Genomic DNA, 20,675 nt, shown 5'->3' with positions numbered 1-20,675 from the left:
GCCTCGCGCACGGCGGCCCGCCGCTCGGGCCGTACCGCCGGAAATGACGTGCGGCCCGCGTGTGTCGGCTGGCAGGGTGGTCGGCATGACAGCACAGGCTCTGGCGGGGGCCCTCGCCGACGACGTACGGCGGCAGGTCTTCGCGGCGATCGTGCTGGGCGGCGCCGACGCCCCGGCGGTGGCCGGCCGGACGGGCCTGTCGGCGCGGCAGGTGGTCACCGCGATCCGGCGGCTCGTCGACGCGGGCCTGGTCACCGGCGGTGACCGTGACCTGCGAGTGGACGCCGACCGGCTGCGGGAGGCGGCCCGCACGCCGTCGGTTCCCCGTCCGGCCGACGACCCCACCGACCGGGTGCTGCGCACGTTCGTGAGCGACGGCAGGCTGACCGGCCTGCCGGCGCAGCGCGGCCGGCGGCGGGTGGTGCTGGCGCACGTGGCGAAGTCCTTCGAACCGGGGGTGCGCTATCCCGAGCGGGCGGTGGACGAGGTGTTGCGGCACTGGTGCGAGCGCGGCGGCTGCGACCACGCGGCGCTGCGCCGATACCTGGTTGACGAGCAGCTGATGGCCCGGGAGCAGGGTGTCTACTGGCGCATCGGCGACTGATCGTCCGCACCGGAAACCGTCTGCTCCCAGACGGCCCCGACCCGGCCCGACCGGCCTGAGGTGGCGGCCCTGCTTGAGGCGTACTTCGAGGAGATGGCCCGCCGCTACCACGGCCGTCCGGTCCGCCCGGGCGAGGTCGCGGCGGCGATGGCCGACGATCCGAGCGACGACTTGGCCGCGCCCACCGGCATCCTGCTGGTCGCGTATCGCGTCGGGGTTCCGGCCGCCTGCGTCGGGCTGCGGTACCGACCGGGCTTGGCGGAGCTGACCCGGGTGTACGTGCGCCCCGACCACCGCGGACACGGCGGCGGAGCGGCCCTGCTCGCCGCCGTGCAGGAGCGGGCCAGTGCCGCCGGGATCACCCGGATCCGGCTGGACACCCGCAGCGACCTGGTCGAGGCCCGCACCCTGTACGCCCGGCACGGCTATCGGGAGATCCCGGCGTTCAACGACGGCGTCTATGCCGAGCACTGGTTCGAGAAGGTCCTGAGTTGACGACGCGGCCGGGCTGCGCTAAACACATAAGGGAGAGTTGAGTCGCTCCGGCTCAACTCAAGGACCTTCGGCCAGGAGACCCGAGGAGGCTGGACCATGCTGATGCGTACCGACCCGTTCCGTGAGATCGACCGGATCACCGAGCAGTTCTTCGGCACCGCCGCGCGCCCCGCGGTCATGCCGCTGGATGCCTACCGTGACGGCGACTGGTTCCACGCGGTGCTTGACCTGCCCGGCGTCGATCCGGACAGCATCGACTGCACGGTCGAGCGCAACGTGCTGACCGTACGCGCCGAGCGGCGGCGCCCGGCCGGTGACAACGTCGAGCTCGTCGCCGCAGAACGCCCGATGGGCACCTTCACCCGGCGGCTCTTCCTCGGCGACACCCTCGACACCGACAGGCTCGAGGCCGGCTACGACAACGGCGTGCTGACCCTGCGGATCCCCGTCGCGCAGCGGGCCAGGCCCCGCCGGGTCACCGTCACCGCCACCGGCAACGGTCGCAAGGAGATCAACGCCTGATCCCGACACCGGGGGGCGGGACGGCCGGTGCGGCCACCCGCCCCCCGCCCGTCGTCCCGCGGAGGATCACCCGTGTTGAAGGTCGTGTCCGTCAGCAAGCACTACGACGCCGAGCCGCTGTTCACCGACGTCGAGCTCGTTCTGAACGCCGGCGACCGGGTCGGCCTCGTCGGTCCGAACGGAGTGGGCAAGTCCACCCTGCTGCGGGTCCTCACCGGCGAGGAACCGCCGTCGGACGGGCACGTCGCCCTGGCCCCCGGCATCCGGATCGGCTATTTCGCGCAGCAGGTGCCGGACCCGGACGCCACCGTCGGGCAGTTCCTCGCCGCCGGGCTCGGCGAGCTGGATCCGCTGGCCGCGCGGCTGCGTGATCTCGAACGGCGGATGGCCGACGGCGACAGCTCTGTGCTCGCCGAGTACGGCGACGCGCAGGAGCGGTGGGCGGCCCTGGACGGCTGGCGGGCGCAGGCCCGGCTGACGGAGGTCCGTCAGCGCCTCGACATCGACCACCTGCACGACGACACGCCGCTGCGCCGGGTCAGTGGCGGCGAGCAGGCCCGGCTCACCCTCGCCCGGGTGCTGCTGCACACCCCCGACCTGCTGGTGCTGGACGAGCCGACCAACCATCTCGACGCTGACGGCATCGCCTGGCTCGGCGACTGGCTGGCGGCGTTTCCCGGCGCGGTGCTGGTGGTCAGCCACGACCGGGCGTTCCTGGACCGCACGGTGACCCGGATCGTCGAGCTGGACGGCATCCACGAGGCGCCGCAGACCTACACCGGCGGCTACACCGACTACCGGGCGGAGAAGATCCGCCGCTGGCAGCGGCTGCTGCTGGACTACGAGGCCCAGCAGAAGGACCACCGCCGTTGGCTGGCCGACATCGACCGCACCAAGCAGCAGGCCCGCGGGGTGGAGGAGACGGTACGCAGCGGCCTCGGCGCGGACCAGCAGCGCCGCTACGCCAAGAAGGTGGCGAAGAAGGCCAAGGCTCGGGAGCGGCGGCTGCGCCGGCAGATGGACTCGATCCGTTGGCTCGCCGAGCCCCGTACCCGGCCGCCGCTGACGCTGGCGTTCCCGCAGGAGACCACCGACGACCGGGAGGTGTTTCGGGCGCGGGGCCTGACGTTGCGCGCCGGCGGCCGGGTGCTGCTCGACCGCGTCGACCTGACCGTTCGCACAGGTGACCGGATCCTGCTCACCGGCGCGAACGGCACCGGCAAGACCACCCTGCTGCGAGCCCTCGCCGGCGGCCACGACCCCGTCGCGGGCGAGCGGATCGCCGTGCTGCCGCAGACCCACGACGCGCTGCGTACCGACGTCACCGTCCGCGACTTCTTCCGCTCCCGGGTGCCGGTGTACGTCGACGACGCCGAACGCCTGCTCGACGCCCACCTGTTCGGCGCGGACCAGTGGGACGCGCCGCTGCGGCTGCTCTCCGCCGGTGAGCTGCGCCGGTTGCTGCTCGCGGTGCTGGTGAACAGCCCGGCGCGGGTGCTGCTGCTCGACGAGCCGACGAACTATCTCGACTTCGACGCCCTCGACGTGGTGGAGGAGGCGCTGCGGCAGTTCCGGGGCACACTTGTGATGGCCAGCCACGACGCCTGGTTCGCCGAGGCGGTCGGTGTCCACCGGCGCTGGCGGTTCGCCGACCAGCGGGTCGTCGAGGAGCCGGCGGTGGCCACGATCGTGTAGGGCGCGCCTCCTCCCGTTCCCGACCCGAAGCTGAGAACCTTTTTCGCATGTTCTCCCCGAACGCTCCGGCGCGGCCGAGTCAGCCCACTCCGCTGGCCCTGCCCGGCGGGCCCGTCGACTTCACCGAGGCGTGGCTGCGTAACCGGCGGTTGTCCGAGCACACCCGCGACGCGTACCGGCGGGACGTCGCCGGCTGGCTCGCCTGGTGCGACGCACGCGAACTGGACCCCCTGCAGGCGAACTTCCTGCACGTCAACGAGTACGGCCGGGCGCTGGAGGTCACGCTCGGTGTGCGTACCGGCAAGCCGCTCACCCCGGCCACCGTCGCCCGCCGGCTCTCCGCCCTGTCCAGCTGGTACGACTTCCTGGTCAAGCTGCGCGCGGTCGAGGCCAACCCGGTTGCCGGCGCCGACCGTCCCCGGCTCGACCGGGACCACTCCGCCACCGTGGGCCTCGCCCCTGAGGAGGTCGACGCGCTGCTCGCCGCCGCCGAGGCCGACACCGGGCCGACCGCCGTCCGCAACCGGGCCGCGATCGCGCTGCTGGCCGACCTCGGGCTGCGCGTGGGTGAGCTGGTCTCGCTCGACCTGGCCGACCTCGGCGCCGAGCGGGGTCACCGCAGCGTGCGGTTCGTCGGCAAGGGCGGCAAGCCCCGCCGTCGTGCCCTGACCCCCGGCACCGCGTACGCGCTCGACGCCTACCTGGCACAGCGGGCCGCCGCGCAGGGCGTGACGGTGCCCGAGTTGACCGGCCCGCTGCTGGTCACCGCCAGCGGGTCCCGGCTGGACCGGCACGCGATGTTCCGGCTGGTGCGCCGGCTGGCCCGGACGGCCGGCATCCCGGCGTGGGCGCGGCTGTCGCCGCACTCGCTGCGGCACGCGTTCGCCACCACCGCCCGCGCTGAGGGCGTGCCCCTGGAGGACGTGCAGGACGCGATGGGCCACGCCGATCCGCGTACCACCCGCCGCTACGACCGGGACCGGCACAACCTCGACCGCGACCCCGCGTACGCCATCTGGGCCGCCCGGGCCCGCCGCCGCGGCTGAGTCGGCGACGCGCCGAACTCCTACAACGCCGACCCGGTGTAAGGAAGGGGCCCTTCCTTACACCGGCGAGGTCGCGGCGACTGTGCTGCCGGGCGGCCTACGGGTCCGTGTGCACGAGCGCGCGGCTCAGCGCGCCGATGCTCTGCTGGCCCCCGGCGACGATCAGGATGTCGCCGTGGGCCAGGACGTGCCCGAGCCCCGGTGCGGTGATCGTGCGTTCGCCGCGGATGACGGCGATGACGCTCACCCCCTGGGTGCGGGCCACCGCCTCTGCCAGGGTCCGACCGTCGTAGGGCGACGCGGCCGTGATCGGCAGTTCGGCGACGCTGACCGCCTCCCGGTGCCGTTCCAGGTGCGTGACGTGGTCGATGGTGGCGACGGGGTGCAGCAGTTCGGCCACCTCCTGCGCCTCCGTCGGGCTCAGTGCCACGGACCGTTCGACGGTGTCCGGGTCACCGGGCGCGTAGACGACGATGTCGCGCCGGCCGCTGCGGTGGCAGACGACCCCGAGCACCTGCCCTTCGCTGGTGTGCAGGGTGTAGCCGACACCGATGCCGGGCAGCGGCATACGTTCTATCTGCATCATTGCCTCCTGTCGTGTTGCGGAGCGGATTGGCCGGCTCGGCCGGACCAGGTGGCTGGCCGAGCGGCGCGGGCGGGGTGCACGTCCGTCCCGTCGCCGGTGGCGGCTACGTCGCGAAGTAGCGCAGCCACACGTACGCCCAGGCGATCACGGTGGTCACGACCGTGGTGACGATGCCGTACCGGGTGAACTGCCAGAAGCTGATCGGCTCGCCGGATCGGGCGGCGATGCCCAGCACGACGATGTTGGCGCTGGCCGCCACGGCCGTGCCGTTGCCGCCGAGGTCGGCGCCCAGCGCGAAGGCCCACCACAACGCCTGGCCGGTGCCCGCATCCGGGGTCCCGGCGACGAGGCCCTCGACGATCGGCGCCATGGTCGCGGTGTAGGGGATGTTGTCGAAGAACGCGCCGAGCACCGCCGAGCCGAAGACCAGACCGGCCGCCGCCACCGAGTAGTTGCCGTCGACGGCGTCGCTGGCCCATTCGCCGATCCGGCTGATCACTCCGGTCTCGGTCAGGCCGGCGACCATCACGAACAGGCCGGTGAAGAACACCAGAGTCGGCCACTCGACCTCGCCGAGGTAGGCCGCCCGGTCGGCCCTGGTCACCAGGATCATCAGGCCGGCGCCGAGCAGCGCGACGACGGCCACGTCGACGTGGATCACGGTGTGCAGCATGAACGCGGCGATCACCAGGGTGAGCACGACGAGGCAGCGGGTCAACATCTTCGGGTCGGTGATGGCGGCGCGGGCGTCCATGTCGCGCACGGCCTCGAACCGCTCGGGGCGGTACACGAACGACCGACGGAACATGACCCGCGCCAGCACCAGGAACGCCAGGAACATCAGCACCGCGACCGGGGTCATGTGCAACAGGAAGTCGTTGAAGCTCAGCCCGGCCCGGCTACCGATGATGATGTTGGGCGGGTCGCCGATCAGGGTGGCCGTGCCGGCGATGTTGGCGGCCAACACCTCGGCGATCAGATACGGCGCGGCGGGGATGCCGAGCCGGCGGCACACGGAGATGGTGATCGGGGCGACCAGCATGACCGTGGTGACGCTGTCCAGGAACGGCGAGGTGACCCCGGTGAGCACGACGAGCAGCACCATCAGCCGGTACGGCCGTCCCTGGGAGCGCTGTGCGGCCCAGATCGCCAGGAACTCGAAGACACCGGTCTGCTTGATCACCCCGACGATGATCATCATGCCGAGCAGCAGGAAGATGACATCCCAGTCGATGCCGGCCTGGTGCGAGTAGAACACGTCCGAGCCGGGCACGAGCCCGAGCGCGGCCATCAGGCCGGCGGCGCCCAGCACCACCGCGACCCGGTTGATCTTCTCGGTGGCGATGAAGACGAACGCGACCGTGAAGATGACGATCGCCGCGAGGGCGGGCCAGGCGCTCACGGGCATCCACCCGGCGGGCCGTTCTCCGCGCCGGGCAGGCGGTGCGCGCAGGTGACCGTGACGGCGGCTTCCGGTGGTGTGGGCTCGGCCACCATGAGATGACGGTTCACAGGATCCTCCGGGGTTCGGCACGGTGGGCGACGTCCGCACGGACGGCGTCGGGGCGGAGCCGGGCAGGGGGAATCGGAGCCCGGAGCGGCTCCCGGCCCCGGTCTCGCGTTCATGGTCATCGCTGCGGCGCGGGTCGACATCGGGGCTGACACCCATTTGCCGCCGGCCCTACCGGTGACCAGGCTGTTCGGCGGCCCGGCGGGCTCGGAATAATGGGTGTGGGCACGCATTTACAGGACGTGCCCCGGCCGACAGGCTGACCATGATGAGGGTGACCACCGCCGCGAAGCGTGCCGGCCTGTCGCGGTCCGACCCGCAGACAACTGCCGGCGCCGGACGGCGTCGGATCCGGGCCGGAAGGGGAGGCACCGTCGTGTCGCTGTTCTGGCGGATTTTCCTGCTCAACGCCGCCGTGCTCGTCGCCGCCATGTTGCTGCTGCTCGGCCCGGTCACGGTGTCCACCCCGGTCCTGCTCACCGAGGCCGTCGTCCTGACCGTGGGTCTCGCCGCGATGCTTGTCGCCAACGCCGCGCTGCTGCGGGTCGGCCTGGCGCCGCTGCACCGGCTGACCCGGGCCATGACCACCATCGACCTGCTCCAGCCCGAGCCCCGCCCGGTCCCGGCCGGGCAGGCCGGCATCGCGGACCTGATCCGCGCCTTCAACGCCATGATCGACCGGCTGGAGGCGGAGCGGGCCTCCAGCGCCGCCAGCGCCCTGTCCGCCCAGGAGGCCGAGCGTCGCCGCGTCGCCCAGGAACTGCACGACGAGGTCGGCCAGACCCTGACCGCGGTCCTGCTCGAACTCAAACAGGTCGCCCGGCACGCTCCCGAACCGGTCCGCGCCCAGCTCGCCCAGGTGCAGGAGACCACCCGCGACAGCCTCGACGAGATCCGCCGCATCGCGCGGCGGCTGCGCCCCGGCGTGCTGGAGGAACTCGGCCTGACCAGCGCTCTCAAGGCGCTCGTCACGGAGGTCACCGGGCACACCGAGGTGTCCGTGCGCCAGCACCTCGACCCGGACCTGCCTGTCTTCGAGGGCGAGGTCGAACTGGTGCTCTACCGGGTGGCGCAGGAGGCCCTCACCAACACCGTCCGGCATGCCCGGGCCACCACCGTCGAGTTGTCCCTGGTCCGTCAACCGGGCCACGTGCAGCTGCGCATCCGCGACGACGGCCGGGGCATCGGCGACGCCGCCGAGGGCGCCGGCGTGCGTGGCATGCGCGAACGGGCCCTGCTCATCGGCGCCCAGCTGGCCGTGGCGCCCGGCCCGGCCGGCGGCACCGAGGTGCGGTTGCGGGTGCCGGTCGGTGACCGGGAGGGCCGGCCGTGACCACCCGCATCCTGCTCGCCGACGACCACGCCCTGGTGCGCCGGGGCGTGCGCCTCATCCTCGACAGCGAACCGGACCTGACGGTCGTCGCCGAGGCCGGCGATGGCGCCGAGGCCATCGCCCTGGCCCAGACCGAGCGCCCCGACCTGGCCATCCTCGACATCGCCATGCCACGGCTGACCGGCCTGCAGGCGGCCCGGGAGCTGTCCCGGCAGCAGCCGGGCCTGCGCATCCTCATCCTGACGATGTACGACAACGAGCAGTACTTCTTCGAAGCTCTCAAGGTCGGCGCCAACGGCTACGTGCTCAAGTCCGTCGCGGACCGCGACCTGGTGGAGGCCTGCCGCGCGGCCGTACGCGACGAACCGTTCCTCTATCCCGGCGCCATCAACGCCCTCATCCGCACCTACCTGGAACGCACGGCACGGGGCGAGAGCCTGCCGGCCAGGGCCATCACCGAGCGGGAGGAGGAGATCCTCAAGCTCGTCGCCGAGGGTCACTCGTCCAAGGAGATCGCCCGCCTGCTGTTCATAAGCGTCAAGACCGTCGAGCGGCACCGGGCCAACCTGCTGCAGAAACTCGGCCTCAAAGACCGACTCGAGCTCACCCGCTACGCCATCCGGGCCGGGCTCATCGAGCCGTGAGCGAACTCGGCGGGCAGGGCCGGACCCCGATCCGGCCGTACGACGCGGGGACGACACGGCGGCGGGGGCGACAGAGCCGACTTTCCTGCGGGCGGGCCCGCCGGTTCTCTACGGTCGACGGGTGGGCGCTGAGCAGCCGTGGAGCCGGCCGGCCCGTCGGCACCGCCCGGCGCGTACCGGCCTGGTGTTCGCGGGCGTGACCGTGCTGTTGTGCTGCATCGGGGTGGCCGGGCTGGGCGCCTGGAACGTGCAGGTGGTCACGCAGGCCAGCGGCCCGGTGCGGGAGACCGCCGACGGGTTCCTGCGGTCGGTGGCGGCGGGCGACACCGACGGCGCGTACGACCGGCTCTGCGCCGACGCGCGCAGCCGGTGGAGCCCGATCGGGTTCACCAGTTGGCTGCGCACCCCGCCGGTGGTCAACGGCTACGAGATCGTTGACGTGTCGGTGGCGACCCGGGGTGGCAGCCCGCGCGGCACGGTCGCGGTGCGGCTGACCCGTGACAGTGGCCTCACCGAGGAGCGGAAGCTGTCGGTGGTGCGGGAGGACGGGGACTGGCGGGTGTGCGGTGACCCGTACTGACCGTCAGCGGCCAGGGCCGAGTTCGCCTGCGCGGTGGTGTCGGCGGCAGAGCACCTGGTAGCGCACGTCGGCGCTGTCCACGGTGTCTCCGATCACGACCTGTTGGCCCTCGCGGACCACCCGGCCGCCGACCACCCGGGCGTTGAGCAGCCCTTCCCGGCCGCACCAGCAGAGCACTTCGACCTGGATGCGGGCCACCTCGTCGGCCAGTTCGAACAGCCGCTGCGCCGCCGGGAACAGGCAGGACCGGAAGTCGGTGGCCAGCCCGAACGCGTACACGTCGACGTCGTAGCTGTCGACCAGCTCGGCCATCTGCTCGATGTGTTCCAGGTTGTAGAACGACGCCTCGTCGCAGATCAGGTAGTCGACGCGGACGCCCTCGGCCCAGTTGTCGCGCACGAGAGTTCGCAGGTCCACCTCGTCGGTGACCTCGATGGCCTCGTGCGCGAGGCCGATGCGGGTGGTGACCTGTGGGCCGAGCGAGCGGTCGATGCGGGTGGTGACCAGGCCGCGGCGGCCCTGCCGGGCGTGATTGTGGTTCATCTGCAACGCCATCGTGGACTTGCCGCAGTCCATCGGCCCCCAGAAGAACTTCAACGCCGCCGCGTGTAGCGGACGCCCGTCCACGCCCCGCGCCGCGGCACATCGGGCGGGGGAGTCGTCGGGGCCCAGCGGCGGGTGCGCCAGGCAGGTCGGGGCGGCGGCGTGGTCGGTCACGGTCGGGCAGCCTAGCCGATCGACGTCACTCGATCAGGCCGGCGCGGTCCGCCCGGTCCGGACCCCCCGGCGCGCTCCGCCCGGCTCAGAGCACCCGGGGCGGGGTGTTGCCGGCGGCGACGATGGCCCGGCGGATCGGCACGGCCAGCAGCAGCAGGAACCCGACGACGAAGAAGATCAGCAGGGAGACCAGGCCCACCCGGTAGGAGTTGGTGAGCTGGAACACGATGCCGAAGGCCAGCGGGCCGAGCCAGCTGGTGCCCTTGTCGCTGATCTCGTAGAAGCCGTAGTACTCGCCCTCCTTGCCGGCGGGGATGAGCTGGCTGAACAGCGACCGGCTCAGGGCCTGGCTGCCGCCGAGCACCAGGCCGATGGCGGCGCCGAGGATCATGAACGGCAGCGGCGCCTCAGCGGGCAGCCGGAACGCGCCGAGGATCACCCCGGTCCACAGCACCAGGCTGATCAGCACGGTCTTCCAGGCGCCGATGCGCTTGGCGAGGGCGCCGAGCAGCAGCGCGCCGCCGAAGGCGAGGAACTGCACCAGCAGGATCGTGATGATCAGGGTGGTCTGCCCGAGCTTCAGCTCCTCGGTGCCGTACTGGCTGGCCAGGGCGATGACGGTCTGGATACCGTCGTTGTAGACCAGGAAGGCGAGCAGGAAGAACAGCGTCAGCGGGTACGCCTTGATCTCGCGCAGGGTGCGGCCGAGCTGCCGGAACCCGTCGGTGACCGGGTTACCGCCGGCCAGCGCGGCGGCGGTGGGGTGCTCCCGCAGCCAGCGCAGCGGGACCAGGGTGAACACCGCCCACCACACGCCGGCGGACACGATCGACCAGCGGGCCAGGTCGAGGGTGCGGTGGTGGTTGCCCTCCTCGCCGAGCATGCTGACCGCGACGAGGTTGAGCGCCAGCAGCACGCCGCCGCCCAGGTAGCCCAGTGCCCAGCCGCGGCTGGAGATGCCGTCGCGGTCGTCGGGGCCGCCGAGCTGTGGCAGGAAGGAGTTGTAGACCACCACTCCGGCGCCGAAGGCGATGTTGGCGACCATGAACAGCACCCCGCCGAGCAGGTACCGGTCGCCGGTGACGAAGAGCATGCCGATGGTGGCGCCGGCGCCGGTGAACGCGGCGGCGGCGAGCAGCCGCTTCTTGTGTGCCGACCGGTCGGCGATCGCGCCGATGATCGGCAGCACGAACACGGTGAGGAACACCGACAACGACACCAGGTACGGAAAGTACGAGCCGGCGGCGACCTTGATGCCGAGCGGGTAGACGTACCCGGAGCAGGTGTCGGCGCCGAGTTCGCAGCCGGCGGCGAGTTCGGTGACGGTGGTCAGGAACGGGCCGAGGAACACGGTGATGACGGTGGTGGAGAAGGCGGACATCGCCCAGTCGTAGAAGTACCAGCCGCTGCGTTCGCGGCGGGTGCTCGCCGGGGCGGGGGTGTCGCCCACCGTGGGGGTGACGGTCTCGGCCATCGGGGTCCTTCGGCGTTCAGGCGGCCCAGTGGCCGCGGCTGCGGTAGACGTCGCGCAGCACGCCGACGTGATCGGTCATGATGCCATCCACCCCAAGATCAAGTAACTCGTGCATTTCGGCAGGTTCGTCGATCGTCCAGACGTGCACGTGCAGGCCGAGTCGGTGGGCATACCGCAGGAACCGGCGGTCCACCACGGGCACCCGCCCGTAACGCACCGGCACCTGCGCGGCGACCACCGACGGAGGCAGTCGCAGCGCCCGCCCGGTCAGGGAGGCCATCCGCAGCCGGGCCACCCCGCGCATGCCGAGACTGGTGGCGACCCGTCCCTGCGTGAGGACGCGCAGCAGGGCCAGCCGGGCGTCGCTGAACGAGGCCAGCAGCACCCGGTCGCCGGCCTTGGCACGCCCGACGGCGGCCACGGTCGCATCGACGCCGCCGTCGGCCTTGACGTCGATGTTGAACCGCACCTGCGGCCAGGCGTCGAGGACCTCGTCGAGGCGGGGGACCACGGCGGCGCCGCCGACGCGTACCGAGGCCAGGTCGGCCCAGCGCAGGTCGGCGATGCGCCCCGGCTCGCCGGTGACCCGGGTCAGCGTGGCGTCGTGGAAGACCACCGCGATGCCGTCGGCGGTGCCGTGCACGTCGGTCTCGACGTACCGGTAGCCGAGCCCGATCGCGCGGGCGAACGCCGCGGCGGTGTTCTCGTCGCCCTCGGCGGCGCCGCCACGGTGGGCGAACGCCAGCGGTGCGGGGCCGTCGAGGTAGGCGTGGTCCACGCGGGGAGTATGCCCGGCCTCCGGTGGCCGCCCGATGGCCACCCGTGAATCAGCCGGCTGGCCGGCGGTGCGAGCGGCTGGTGTCGGTCGGTCGACCGGGGTCGACGTGCCGGGGGCGCTCGGGTTCGTCGGGGCGCAGCGGCCCGAGGGCATCGGTGACGGCGTCGATGATCCGGTCGGTGGCCTGGCGGGCGGCGCCGGGTGCGCCGTGGGTGAGGTCGGCCAGGTCGACGGGGTCGCCGAAGTGCACGCGCAGCACCGGGCGGTGCCACACCGCGCGGGCGACGCCGCGCGGCAGTCCCTTCGGGGCGCGGTAGGGCACCACCTCGTGCGAGCCCCACTGGGCGACCGGGATCACCGGGGCGCCGCAGGTGAGGGCGAGGCGGGCGGTGCCGGTCTTGCCGCGTTCGGGCCACATGCCGGGGTCCAGGCCGATGCGGCCCTCCGGGTAGACCAGGATCACCGAGCCGGCGGAGACCGCCGCCGCGGCGTCGTCGAGGGCGCGGCCGACGGCGGCGGTGCCCCGGTCGACGCGCAGGTGCCCGGCGCGGCGCATCGCGGTGCCGATCAGGGGGGTACGGAACAGCCCGCCGGTGGCCATGATCCGCGGGGCGACGCCCCGGGTGCGGCAGGCGGCGGCGAGCACGACGGGGTCGAACGGGCTGATGTGGTTGGCGGCCAGGATCAGTGGGCCCCGGCGCAGTGCCGCGGGCACGTCGCCGCTGACCTCCAGCCGGGCCACGATCGCGACGACGAGGCGGGCGAACAGTTGTGCGGCGCGCCAGATCAGCGGCGGCTGCCAGGTCGGCCGGGTGGTGTCCATCAGCGCGCAATGGTCGCATGCGGGACCCCGGTCGTGGGGTGCGGGGCACGCCTCGCCCGGCGACCGGGCCGTCCGGCAGTGGTGATCAGGGTCATTGGTCCCGGGTCGCTTCGGGACCCCCGCCCCTGCCGGATCGTCTACGACGAGCAGTAGTATCTACTACGTCTCGTAGTATGCACAGCCTGGGGGGTTACTGGTGGACGCGTTGGACGTCGCCCGCTGGCAGTTCGGTGTCACCACCGTCTACCACTTTCTTTTCGTACCGCTGACCATCGGCCTGTCCGTGCTGGTGGCGATCCTCCAGACGATGTGGCACCGCACCGGCGACGAGAAGTACCTGAAGCTCACCAAGTTCTACGGCAAGCTCTTCCTGATCAACTTCGCCATGGGCGTGGTGACCGGCATCGTGCAGGAGTTCCAGTTCGGCATGAACTGGAGCGACTACTCCCGCTTCGTCGGCGACATCTTCGGCGCCCCCCTGGCTATCGAAGCGCTGGTCGCGTTCTTCCTCGAGTCGACCTTCATCGGCCTGTGGATCTTCGGTTGGGACCGGCTGCCCAAGCGGCTGCACCTAGCCGCCATCTGGGCCGCCGCGATCGGCAGCAACCTCAGCGCGTACTTCATCCTCGCGGCGAACTCGTTCATGCAGAACCCGGTCGGCTACCGGATCAACCCCGACACCGGCCGCGCCGAACTCACCGACTTCATGGCCGTGCTGACCAACAAGGTCGCCATGATCACCTTCCCGCACACCATCGCCGGCGCGTTCCTGGTGGCCGGCTCGCTGCTGGTCGCCGTCGCCATGTGGCACCTGGTGCGCAACCGCGACTCCGCCGACACCCCCGCCTACCGGTTCGCCGCGAAGTTCGGCTCCTGGGTCACCCTGATCTCCGCCGCCGCCGTCGCCTTCACCGGTGACATCCAGGGCAAGATCATGACCGAGGTACAGCCGATGAAGATGGCCGCCGCCGAGGGCCTCTACACCACCGAGTCGCCCGCCTCGTTCTCCGTACTCACCATCGGTAGCCTCGACGGCAGCCGCGAGGTGTTCGCCCTCAAGATCCCGCACCTGCTGTCCTGGCTGGGCACCGGCGACCCGAACGGCACCGTGCAGGGCATCAACGACCTGCAGGCCCAGTACGCCGCGCAGTACGGCGCCGGCAGCTACACCCCGATCATCCCGGTCACCTACTGGAGTTTCCGCTTCATGATCGCCTTCGGGATGGCTGCCGCCGCGATCGCCCTGCTGGTGCTCTGGAGCCAGCGCAAGGGCCGTACGCCCACCAGCAAGTGGCTGCTGCGCGCCGGCCTGGTCATGCCGCTGCTGCCCCTCGCGGCGAACTCCTTCGGCTGGATCTTCACCGAGATGGGTCGCCAGCCGTGGATCGTCTTCGGCGAGATGCTCACCCGCGACGGCGTGTCCCGCAGCGTCTCCATGGCCGAGGTGCTCACCTCGTTCACCGCCTTCACCCTCATCTACGCCGCCCTCGCCGTGGTCGAGGTCAAACTGCTGCTGCGCTACGCCAAGGCCGGCGTGCCCGACCTCACCCCGGCGCCGGAGACCGACGACACCGACGACGACGCCGAGCGCCCGCTCGCGTTCGCCTACTGATCACCGGAGACAACCGTGGAACTCACCACCATCTGGTTCCTGCTCGTCGCGGTCCTGTTCACCGGGTACTTCATCCTCGAGGGATTCGACTTCGGCGTCGGCATGCTGCTGCCCGTACTCGGCCGCAACGACAAGGAACGCCGCGTCCTGATCAACACCATCGGCCCGGTCTGGGACGGCAACGAGGTCTGGCTGATCACCGCCGGCGGCGCCATGTTCGCCGCGTTCCCCGAGTGGTACGCCACCCTGTTCTCCGGCTTCTACCTGCCGCTGCTGCTGATCCTGCTGGCCCTGATCATCCGCGGGGTCGCCTTCGAGTACCGCCACAAGCGTCCCGAGGCGTCCTGGAAGCGCCGCTGGGACATGGCGATCTTCATCGGCTCGACGGTGCCGGCGGTGCTGTGGGGCGTGGCGTTCGCCAACATCCTGCGCGGCGTGCCACTGGACGCCGAGCACGAGTACGTCGGCGGCCTGCTCAACCTCCTCAACCCGTACGCCCTGCTCGGCGGCGCGACCACCGCGGCGCTGTTCCTCACCCACGGCGCCGTGTTCATCGCGCTGAAGACCGTCGGCGACGTCCGCGAGCGCGCCGGCGCGCTCGCGGTACGCCTGGGCGTGGCCACCGCCGTGCTCGCGGTGGCGTTCCTGAGCTGGACGTTGACCATCCGTTCGAGCCCGGCCGCCGTCGTGTTCGCCGTCGGCGCGGCACTGGCCCTGCTCGGTGGTCTCGCCGCCGCCCGGGTACGCCGCGAGGGCTGGGCGTTCACCGGCACCGCCGTGGCGATCGCGCTGGCCGTGGCGACGCTGTTCGCGGCGCTGTTCCCGAACGTGCTGCCCTCCACCCTCGACGCGGCCGGGACGCTGACGGCCACCAACGCCGCCTCCACCCCCTACACCCTGAAGATCATGACCTGGGTGGCGGTGGTGTTCACCCCGATCGTGCTGGCCTACCAGGGCTGGACGTACTGGGTGTTCCGCAAGCGCATCGGGGTGGCCCACATCCCGCAGCACTGACCCGCCCCCGCCGGGTGGCCGTGGGCCCCGCCGCCGCCACCCGCACCGGCCAGGGGGCCGACGCGACACTTCTTCCGCGTCGGCCCCCTGGCCGCATCCCGTCACGTCACCGGCGCCCGGAGCCGAGGACGGCGCGCACGATCACGCCGGCCACGGTGAGCATCACGGCGGCGACCAGGCCCGCTACCGCGTAGCCGTGCACGGTGGCCTCGGTGTGGGTGCCGCCGTGGCCGTCGGTGACCGCTGCGGCGACGCTGCCCAGCAGTGCCACGCCCAGCGACGAGCCGACCTGCATCGCGGTCATCACGGTGGCCCCCGCCACGCCGGCGTCCGGACCGGTGTTCTGCGTGGCGACGCTGTTGGCCGTGGCCAGCACGAGTGCGTTGCCCAGGCCGAGCAGCACGATCACCGGCAGCAGCAGGGTCGGGTAGGTGCTGTCCGGGCGCAGCAGGCCGAGCAGGGCCAGCCCGGTCGCGGTGGCCAGCAGGCCGGGCACCAGCAGCCGACGCACCGGTGCGTCGGCGAGCAGCCGGCGGGCGACGCGTACCCCGACGACGATGGCCACGGTGTAGGGCAGGAACGCCAGCCCGGCCAGCACGGGCGGGAAGCCGAGCACGTCCTGTAGGTGGAAGGTGAGGAAGAAGAACGCGGCGAAGTTGCCCACCGCCATGGCCAGCACCGCCAGGTACGCTCCGCCGCGCCGCCGGTCGAGGACCACCCGCGGTGGTAGCAGCGGGTGCGCCACCCGCCGTTGCGTGGCGATGAAGGCCGCCAGCAGGACGGTGCCGGTGGCGAGGGCGCCCAGGGTCGACGGCGTGCCCCAGCCGGCGGCCTCGACCCGGCTGAACCCGTACACCAGGGTCATCAGCCCGGCGGTGGCCAGGACCGCGCCGACCAGGTCGACCGGCGCGCCGCCGTGGCCGGGCCCGTCGTCGACGGTACGCAGGATTCCGACGGCGGCCAGGGCGGCGATCGGGACGGCGACCAGCAGGCTCCACCGCCACCCGGCCAGGTCGGTGAGGACGCCGCCGAGCAGCAGGCCGACGCCGGTGCTGCTGCCCATGACGGTGCCGTAGCGGCCGAACGCCCGGGCCCGGGCGGCGCCGGCGGGGAAGGCGGTGCCGATCAGGGCAAGCACCGAGGGGGTGAACAGGGCACCGGCGAGGCCCTGCAACGCCCGGGCGGTGATGATCATGGCCGGGCCCTGCGCCAGTCCGCCGAGCAGGGAGGCCGCCGCGAAGACGCCGAGGCCGACCAGCAGGCAGCGGCGGCGGCCCCAGCGCGCCGACAGTCGCCCGCCGAGCAGCAGGAACCCGCCGTAGCAGAGCGCGAAGGCGGTGACGACCCACTGCGTCTGGGCGGGGGAGAGGGCCAGGTCGCGCTGCACGGTGGGCAGGGCGATGTTCATGATCGTCGCATCGGCGGCGATCATGAGTTGGCCGGTGGCGACCCAGCCCAGGGCCTGCCAGCGGCGTCGATCGGTCGCGGCCGGCAGAGCGGTCGCGGTGGCTGCGGACATGAGGGATCCCTTCACCGAAAATGTTGGTAGCGCCAACGTTGGTGCGACCAACATTAACAGCAATAGTGGGTCCCACCAACGATTACGGTAGGCTCACCCCATGCACCACATCGGCGAGCAGGAACCCCCCGCCCGGCTGCGCACCACCCCTAGCTGGCTACTCACCCAGACCGCCGCCCACGCCAGCCGGCTCGTCGGCGACAGCTTCGCCGGCGTCGGCGCCCGCGGCTACCACTACCGGGTCCTCGCCACCCTCGACGAGTTCGGCCCCGCCAGCCAGGCCGACCTCGGCCGCCGCGGCGGCATCGACCGCAGCGACGTCGTCGCCACCGTCAACGAACTCACCGCCCGCGATCTCGTCGTCCGCGCCCCCGACCCCACCGATCGGCGCCGCAACGTCATCACCCTGACCGCCGCCGGGCGCACCGAACTGCACCGCATGGGGCAGGCCCTCGCCGAGGTCCAGGAAACCCTGCTCGCCCCGCTCACCAGCACCGAACGCGAACAGCTCACCCGCCTGCTCGGCAAACTCCTGGACCACCACACCCGGCCACGGCGCTGAACACGCGGCGGCGGGGCAGGTGATCGTGCCACCCACCCCGCCGCCGTACCACCGGGCTCAGCGCGCCTCGCGCAACTCCGCCAACCGCGCCTCGATCTCCGCCAGCTCCGCGCGCAGCTTCTCCGCCTGCTGCTCCGCCTCGGCCCGCTCGGCACCCATGATCTGCTCCACCGCCTCGTGCACCCCCGGCACGTCCACCAGCGCCACCATCCGCAGCGCCTCCGCCGGCTTCACCACGTACGGCTTCGCGAGGGACTTGCTGCCCTGCTGCGCCGCCACCGTCCACTCACCGTCGGCGTACGCCAGCGTCACCGTCAGCCCCGCCGGGCCCTTCGGCTTCACCGCCTTCACCGGCCGCCGCGCCGGTGCCGGCTTCGCGTCCGTCGTCTCCACCTTCGGCTCCTCCCTCGGCGCCGGCTCCCGCGGCCGGTCCAACACGAACTCCGGCTCCGCCGGCACTGCCTCCACCTGCGGCTCCGGCTGCGGCTCCGCCGCCTTGCGTCCGGCGCCCCGCGGCGCCACCGCCACGTCGGTGGGGGAGAAGGGCAACTCGTCGCGACCGAAGCGGACCACCACGAACTCGTCCGAGACCGCCGGGTCGGTCAGCTCCACCACCTGACCCACCTGGCCGGCGATCTGACCCGCCGAGGCGGTGAACACCACCTTCGGCTTGCGACCCGCGGCCAGCGACTCCCGGATGTTCTGCACCTCGTCAGTGGACAAACCCTGGCCAGCGGCACCCATCAGCAACCTCTTCCCCTCGTACACCTGTTCAGACGCCTGCCTTGATACCAGTCCGGCCCGACAAGCGGAAGATCAACCCCCCAGCGCCCGCAACGCCGCGTCCGCGTGCTCGTTCATGTTCAGCTCACTGTGGACCACCTCGAGCACCCGTCGGTCGGTGCCGATCACGAAGGTCATCCGCCGGGTACTCAGCGCGCCCAGCGGCAACCGCCGCCGCACCCCGAACAGATCCGCCACCGTCGCGTCCGCATCCGACAGCAACGGATAGTCGAACCCGTGCTGCCGGGAGAACTCCGCCTGCTTCGCCACCGGGTCCCGGCTGATCCCCACCCGGCTCGCGCCCAACGCCGCGAACTCCGCCGCCAGATCCCGGAAGTGGCAGCTCTCCGCCGTGCACCCCCGGGTCATCGCCGCCGGATAGAAGAACAGCACCACCGGCCCGGCGGCCAGGAACTCCGACAGCCGCCGTGGCGTGCCCGTCTCGTCGGGCAGCTCGAAGTCCTGCACCACGTCCCCGACACCCACACCCGCCACTTTCGCGCACCTCCACCGTCGACACCGCAGTGCGCCGAAGCGTATGCGATCCTGCCTCCCGCTACCGCTATCACTATTGAGAATGATAACGTCTGGGTCGTGGACACCTCGCCCAACCGATGGTCCGACCTGGCCCTGCACCCGGTACGGATCCGGATCCTGCGCGCCGTCGCCGGCGCCCGCCGCACCACCCGCGACCTCGCCGCCGCCCTGCCCGACGTCCCCCAGGCGACCCTCTACCGGCACCTGGCCACCCTGGTCCGGGCCGGCCTGATCGAGATCGCCGAGGAACGACGCGTCGGTGGCGCCACCGAACGCGTCTACGCGCTGCCCGACGGGGGCATCACACCCGACGCCACCGCCCTCGCCGCCGCCACCCGCGACGACCACACCCGCTGGTTCACCGCCTTCGTGTCGAGCCTGCTGTCGGAGTTCACCCGCTACCTCGACCGCGAGCACATCGACTACGCCGCCGACGGCGTCGGCTACCAGCAACTCGTGCTGCACCTCAGCGACGCCGAACTGGCCCGACTCGGCCAGGACCTCAGCGCACTCCTGCTCCCACTCGTACGCCACGAACCGACCGCCGACCGGACGCCCCGGCTACTCGCCACCGTCCTACTGCCGGTCGACCCACCCCACACCCACGACCCGGACACCACGAAAGGACCCACCTGATGGCCACCACCACCCTCACACCCGGCCACCTCCACATCCGCTTCACCGCCGCCGAACGGATGTGGACCAGGCGACAACAACTGACCGTGCCCCTGACCGCCGTCCGGGACGTCACCACCGTCGCCGAACCGCTGCGCCTGGCCCGCGGCGCCCGCAGCGGCCTCACCGTCTCCGGCTTCGTCAAGATCGGCACCTGGGGCATCTTCGGTGGACCCCGACAACTCGTGTCCGCCCGCGCCGGCCAACCCGGCCTGCACCTCACCGTCGACCGCACCGCCACCGGCTACGACGAGATCCTGCTGTCCGACCCCACCGCACCCACCATCGCCGCCGCCATCCGCCACGCCACCTGAGCGCCACCAACCCCACGACGCGCCGCCCGGTGACGTCGCCCGTCAGACAGCAGGAGAAGAACAAGCCCATGAAACCGGTCACCGTCATCACCGGCGGCAGCCGCGGCATCGGCGCGGCCACCGCCCGCCGCCTCGCCCACGCCGGGCACCACGTCGCCTTCAGTTACCGCCGCGACCACACCGCCGCCACCGCCGTGCTCGCCGACATCGAAGCCACCGGCGTACGCGGCCTCGCCGTCCCCGCCGACACCCGCGACCCCGACCACGTCACCGCCCTCTTCGACGCCGCCGCCGACCTCGGCCCGATCACCGGCCTGGTCAACAACGCCGGCATCACCAGCCCCATCGGCGCCTTCGTCGACCTCGACCCCACCGACCTGCGCGACGTCGTCGACGTCAACCTCATCGGCTACGTCCTCTGCGCCCAGCAGGCCGCCCGCCGGATGGTCGCCGACGCCGCCATCGTCAACGTCTCCTCCGTCGCCGCCACCCTCGGCAGCCCCGGCGAGTACGTCCACTACGCCGCCGTCAAAGCCGCCACCGACGCCCTGACCATCGGCCTCGCCAAGGAACTCGCCCCCCGAGGCATCCGCGTCAACGCCGTCGCCCCCGGCATCATCCGCACCGAAATCCACGCCCTGTCCGGTCAACCCGACCGACCCGAGCAGGCCGCCGCCCGCATCCCGCTGGGCCGCCCCGGCGAACCCGACGAGGTCGCCGGAGCCATCGCCTGGCTGCTCGGCCCCGACGCCACCTACACCACCGGCACCATCCTGCGCGTCGCCGGCGGCCTCTGACCCGCCACCCAGCCCCGGAAACCCTGGACCAGATCAGAATCCCACCGGCGCGGTC

General features: G+C 72.2%; 23 protein-coding genes. 14 read left to right on the top strand and 9 right to left on the bottom strand.

From position 1 onward, the window contains the following. Nucleotides 1-85 precede the first annotated feature (85 nt). The 5 genes from GA0070608_RS25115 (at nucleotide 86) to GA0070608_RS25095 (ending at nucleotide 4,362) form a co-directional block, all read left to right on the top strand. Entirely contained in the window at nucleotides 86-604 is a 519-nt protein-coding gene (locus tag GA0070608_RS25115) for a DUF2087 domain-containing protein (protein ID WP_091636122.1), read from the top strand. Nucleotides 605-664: 60 nt separating this feature from the next. Further along, nucleotides 665-1,099 carry a GNAT family N-acetyltransferase gene (locus tag GA0070608_RS25110; protein WP_245715935.1) on the top strand — a complete coding sequence of 145 codons (435 nt, stop codon included), beginning with the start codon at nucleotides 665-667 and terminating at the stop codon, nucleotides 1,097-1,099. Between the two features lie 96 nt (nucleotides 1,100-1,195). After that, nucleotides 1,196-1,621, top strand: a complete 426-nt coding sequence (locus GA0070608_RS25105; RefSeq protein WP_091630934.1) for an Hsp20/alpha crystallin family protein — start codon at nucleotides 1,196-1,198, stop codon at nucleotides 1,619-1,621. 72 nt (nucleotides 1,622-1,693) lie between these two features. After that, entirely contained in the window at nucleotides 1,694-3,316 is a 1,623-nt protein-coding gene (locus GA0070608_RS25100; protein ID WP_091630933.1) for an ABC-F family ATP-binding cassette domain-containing protein, read from the top strand. A gap of 47 nt (nucleotides 3,317-3,363) precedes the next feature. Then, nucleotides 3,364-4,362, top strand: coding sequence for a tyrosine-type recombinase/integrase (locus GA0070608_RS25095; RefSeq protein ID WP_091630932.1), 999 nt, complete (start codon nucleotides 3,364-3,366; stop codon nucleotides 4,360-4,362). 97 nt (nucleotides 4,363-4,459) lie between these two features. Here the strand turns inward: GA0070608_RS25095 and GA0070608_RS25090 are convergent, their stop codons facing one another. Together GA0070608_RS25090 and GA0070608_RS25085 are read right to left on the bottom strand one after the other, a co-directional pair. After that, on the bottom strand, nucleotides 4,460-4,945 hold the full coding sequence (locus GA0070608_RS25090) for a cation:proton antiporter regulatory subunit (protein ID WP_176733831.1): 486 nt from the start codon (nucleotides 4,943-4,945) through the stop codon (nucleotides 4,460-4,462). A 106-nt stretch (nucleotides 4,946-5,051) separates the two neighbouring features. After that, on the bottom strand, nucleotides 5,052-6,356 hold the full coding sequence (locus tag GA0070608_RS25085) for an ArsB/NhaD family transporter (RefSeq protein ID WP_091630930.1): 1,305 nt from the start codon (nucleotides 6,354-6,356) through the stop codon (nucleotides 5,052-5,054). A 478-nt stretch (nucleotides 6,357-6,834) separates the two neighbouring features. On the opposite strand from GA0070608_RS25085, the gene GA0070608_RS25080 reads away from it, so the two are divergent. From GA0070608_RS25080 to GA0070608_RS25070, 3 genes are all read left to right on the top strand, one after another. Further along, nucleotides 6,835-7,791 carry a HAMP domain-containing sensor histidine kinase gene (locus GA0070608_RS25080; protein WP_091636115.1) on the top strand — a complete coding sequence of 319 codons (957 nt, stop codon included), beginning with the start codon at nucleotides 6,835-6,837 and terminating at the stop codon, nucleotides 7,789-7,791. Next, nucleotides 7,788-8,435: a response regulator gene (locus GA0070608_RS25075; protein ID WP_091630929.1), complete on the top strand. Its 648-nt coding sequence runs from the start codon at nucleotides 7,788-7,790 to the stop codon at nucleotides 8,433-8,435. The genes GA0070608_RS25080 and GA0070608_RS25075 overlap by 4 nt, the downstream gene beginning before the upstream one ends. A gap of 121 nt (nucleotides 8,436-8,556) precedes the next feature. Continuing rightward, a complete protein-coding gene (locus GA0070608_RS25070; protein ID WP_091630928.1) occupies nucleotides 8,557-9,015 on the top strand; it encodes an Rv0361 family membrane protein in 459 nt (152 codons plus the stop codon). Between the two features lie 3 nt (nucleotides 9,016-9,018). Here the strand turns inward: GA0070608_RS25070 and GA0070608_RS25065 are convergent, their stop codons facing one another. The 4 genes from GA0070608_RS25065 to GA0070608_RS25050 all read right to left on the bottom strand — a co-directional run bounded on the left by GA0070608_RS25065 (nucleotide 9,019) and on the right by GA0070608_RS25050 (nucleotide 12,807). Continuing rightward, the gene (locus GA0070608_RS25065) at nucleotides 9,019-9,732 is read right to left on the bottom strand and encodes a thymidine kinase (protein ID WP_091630927.1); all 714 of its coding nucleotides are present in this window, start codon (nucleotides 9,730-9,732) and stop codon (nucleotides 9,019-9,021) included. Between the two features lie 85 nt (nucleotides 9,733-9,817). Further along, complete coding sequence (locus GA0070608_RS25060; protein WP_091630926.1) at nucleotides 9,818-11,206, bottom strand: MFS transporter; 1,389 nt, start codon at nucleotides 11,204-11,206, stop codon at nucleotides 9,818-9,820. Nucleotides 11,207-11,222: 16 nt separating this feature from the next. Further along, nucleotides 11,223-11,984, bottom strand: coding sequence for a glycerophosphodiester phosphodiesterase family protein (locus tag GA0070608_RS25055; RefSeq protein ID WP_245715934.1), 762 nt, complete (start codon nucleotides 11,982-11,984; stop codon nucleotides 11,223-11,225). A gap of 49 nt (nucleotides 11,985-12,033) precedes the next feature. Continuing rightward, the gene (locus GA0070608_RS25050) at nucleotides 12,034-12,807 is read right to left on the bottom strand and encodes a lysophospholipid acyltransferase family protein (protein WP_091630924.1); all 774 of its coding nucleotides are present in this window, start codon (nucleotides 12,805-12,807) and stop codon (nucleotides 12,034-12,036) included. Nucleotides 12,808-13,003: 196 nt separating this feature from the next. On the opposite strand from GA0070608_RS25050, the gene GA0070608_RS25045 reads away from it, so the two are divergent. Both GA0070608_RS25045 and cydB read left to right on the top strand, forming a co-directional pair. Further along, nucleotides 13,004-14,419, top strand: a complete 1,416-nt coding sequence (locus GA0070608_RS25045; RefSeq protein WP_091630923.1) for a cytochrome ubiquinol oxidase subunit I — start codon at nucleotides 13,004-13,006, stop codon at nucleotides 14,417-14,419. Nucleotides 14,420-14,434: 15 nt separating this feature from the next. Further along, complete coding sequence (gene cydB / locus GA0070608_RS25040) at nucleotides 14,435-15,433, top strand: cytochrome d ubiquinol oxidase subunit II (protein ID WP_091630922.1); 999 nt, start codon at nucleotides 14,435-14,437, stop codon at nucleotides 15,431-15,433. Between the two features lie 106 nt (nucleotides 15,434-15,539). Here cydB and GA0070608_RS25035 read toward each other — a convergent pair whose 3' ends face one another. Beyond that, entirely contained in the window at nucleotides 15,540-16,952 is a 1,413-nt protein-coding gene (locus GA0070608_RS25035) for an MFS transporter (protein ID WP_091630921.1), read from the bottom strand. Nucleotides 16,953-17,052: 100 nt separating this feature from the next. Between GA0070608_RS25035 and GA0070608_RS25030 the strand changes: the two genes are divergently transcribed. Further along, nucleotides 17,053-17,514, top strand: coding sequence for a MarR family winged helix-turn-helix transcriptional regulator (locus tag GA0070608_RS25030; RefSeq protein ID WP_091630920.1), 462 nt, complete (start codon nucleotides 17,053-17,055; stop codon nucleotides 17,512-17,514). 57 nt (nucleotides 17,515-17,571) lie between these two features. Here GA0070608_RS25030 and GA0070608_RS25025 read toward each other — a convergent pair whose 3' ends face one another. Together GA0070608_RS25025 and GA0070608_RS25020 are read right to left on the bottom strand one after the other, a co-directional pair. Further along, the gene (locus tag GA0070608_RS25025) at nucleotides 17,572-18,258 is read right to left on the bottom strand and encodes a hypothetical protein (RefSeq protein WP_091630919.1); all 687 of its coding nucleotides are present in this window, start codon (nucleotides 18,256-18,258) and stop codon (nucleotides 17,572-17,574) included. A gap of 72 nt (nucleotides 18,259-18,330) precedes the next feature. Then, the gene (locus GA0070608_RS25020; RefSeq protein WP_091630918.1) at nucleotides 18,331-18,792 is read right to left on the bottom strand and encodes a peroxiredoxin; all 462 of its coding nucleotides are present in this window, start codon (nucleotides 18,790-18,792) and stop codon (nucleotides 18,331-18,333) included. Between the two features lie 99 nt (nucleotides 18,793-18,891). On the opposite strand from GA0070608_RS25020, the gene GA0070608_RS25015 reads away from it, so the two are divergent. From GA0070608_RS25015 to GA0070608_RS25005, 3 genes are all read left to right on the top strand, one after another. Further along, complete coding sequence (locus tag GA0070608_RS25015; protein ID WP_091630917.1) at nucleotides 18,892-19,470, top strand: helix-turn-helix domain-containing protein; 579 nt, start codon at nucleotides 18,892-18,894, stop codon at nucleotides 19,468-19,470. After that, nucleotides 19,470-19,823, top strand: a complete 354-nt coding sequence (locus GA0070608_RS25010; RefSeq protein ID WP_091630916.1) for a hypothetical protein — start codon at nucleotides 19,470-19,472, stop codon at nucleotides 19,821-19,823. Before GA0070608_RS25015 ends, GA0070608_RS25010 begins: the two co-directional genes overlap by 1 nt. Before the next feature lie 68 nt (nucleotides 19,824-19,891). Beyond that, on the top strand, nucleotides 19,892-20,620 hold the full coding sequence (locus GA0070608_RS25005; RefSeq protein WP_091630915.1) for an SDR family oxidoreductase: 729 nt from the start codon (nucleotides 19,892-19,894) through the stop codon (nucleotides 20,618-20,620). Nucleotides 20,621-20,675 lie beyond the last annotated feature (55 nt).

The organism is Micromonospora peucetia, from assembly GCF_900091625.1.
In the GTDB taxonomy this organism is placed as follows: domain Bacteria; phylum Actinomycetota; class Actinomycetes; order Mycobacteriales; family Micromonosporaceae; genus Micromonospora; species Micromonospora peucetia.
The sequence above is the reverse complement of the archived record's forward strand: the minus strand, read 5'-3'. Positions and strand labels throughout refer to the sequence as shown.

What these genes read in the sequence shown, in the direction of transcription:
- GA0070608_RS25105 (WP_091630934.1), top strand. Translation starts at nt 1,196, where the DNA reads ATGCTGATGCGTACCGACCCGTTCCGTGAGATCGACCGGATCACCGAG.
- GA0070608_RS25030 (WP_091630920.1), top strand. Translation starts at nt 17,053, where the DNA reads ATGCACCACATCGGCGAGCAGGAACCCCCCGCCCGGCTGCGCACCACC.
- GA0070608_RS25090 (WP_176733831.1), bottom strand. Translation starts at nt 4,945, where the DNA reads ATGCAGATAGAACGTATGCCGCTGCCCGGCATCGGTGTCGGCTACACC.
- GA0070608_RS25050 (WP_091630924.1), bottom strand. Translation starts at nt 12,807, where the DNA reads ATGGACACCACCCGGCCGACCTGGCAGCCGCCGCTGATCTGGCGCGCC.
- GA0070608_RS25010 (WP_091630916.1), top strand. Translation starts at nt 19,470, where the DNA reads ATGGCCACCACCACCCTCACACCCGGCCACCTCCACATCCGCTTCACC.
- GA0070608_RS25025 (WP_091630919.1), bottom strand. Translation starts at nt 18,258, where the DNA reads ATGGGTGCCGCTGGCCAGGGTTTGTCCACTGACGAGGTGCAGAACATC.
- GA0070608_RS25005 (WP_091630915.1), top strand. Translation starts at nt 19,892, where the DNA reads ATGAAACCGGTCACCGTCATCACCGGCGGCAGCCGCGGCATCGGCGCG.
- GA0070608_RS25035 (WP_091630921.1), bottom strand. Translation starts at nt 16,952, where the DNA reads ATGTCCGCAGCCACCGCGACCGCTCTGCCGGCCGCGACCGATCGACGC.
- GA0070608_RS25095 (WP_091630932.1), top strand. Translation starts at nt 3,364, where the DNA reads ATGTTCTCCCCGAACGCTCCGGCGCGGCCGAGTCAGCCCACTCCGCTG.
- GA0070608_RS25085 (WP_091630930.1), bottom strand. Translation starts at nt 6,356, where the DNA reads ATGCCCGTGAGCGCCTGGCCCGCCCTCGCGGCGATCGTCATCTTCACG.
- GA0070608_RS25115 (WP_091636122.1), top strand. Translation starts at nt 86, where the DNA reads ATGACAGCACAGGCTCTGGCGGGGGCCCTCGCCGACGACGTACGGCGG.
- GA0070608_RS25060 (WP_091630926.1), bottom strand. Translation starts at nt 11,206, where the DNA reads ATGGCCGAGACCGTCACCCCCACGGTGGGCGACACCCCCGCCCCGGCG.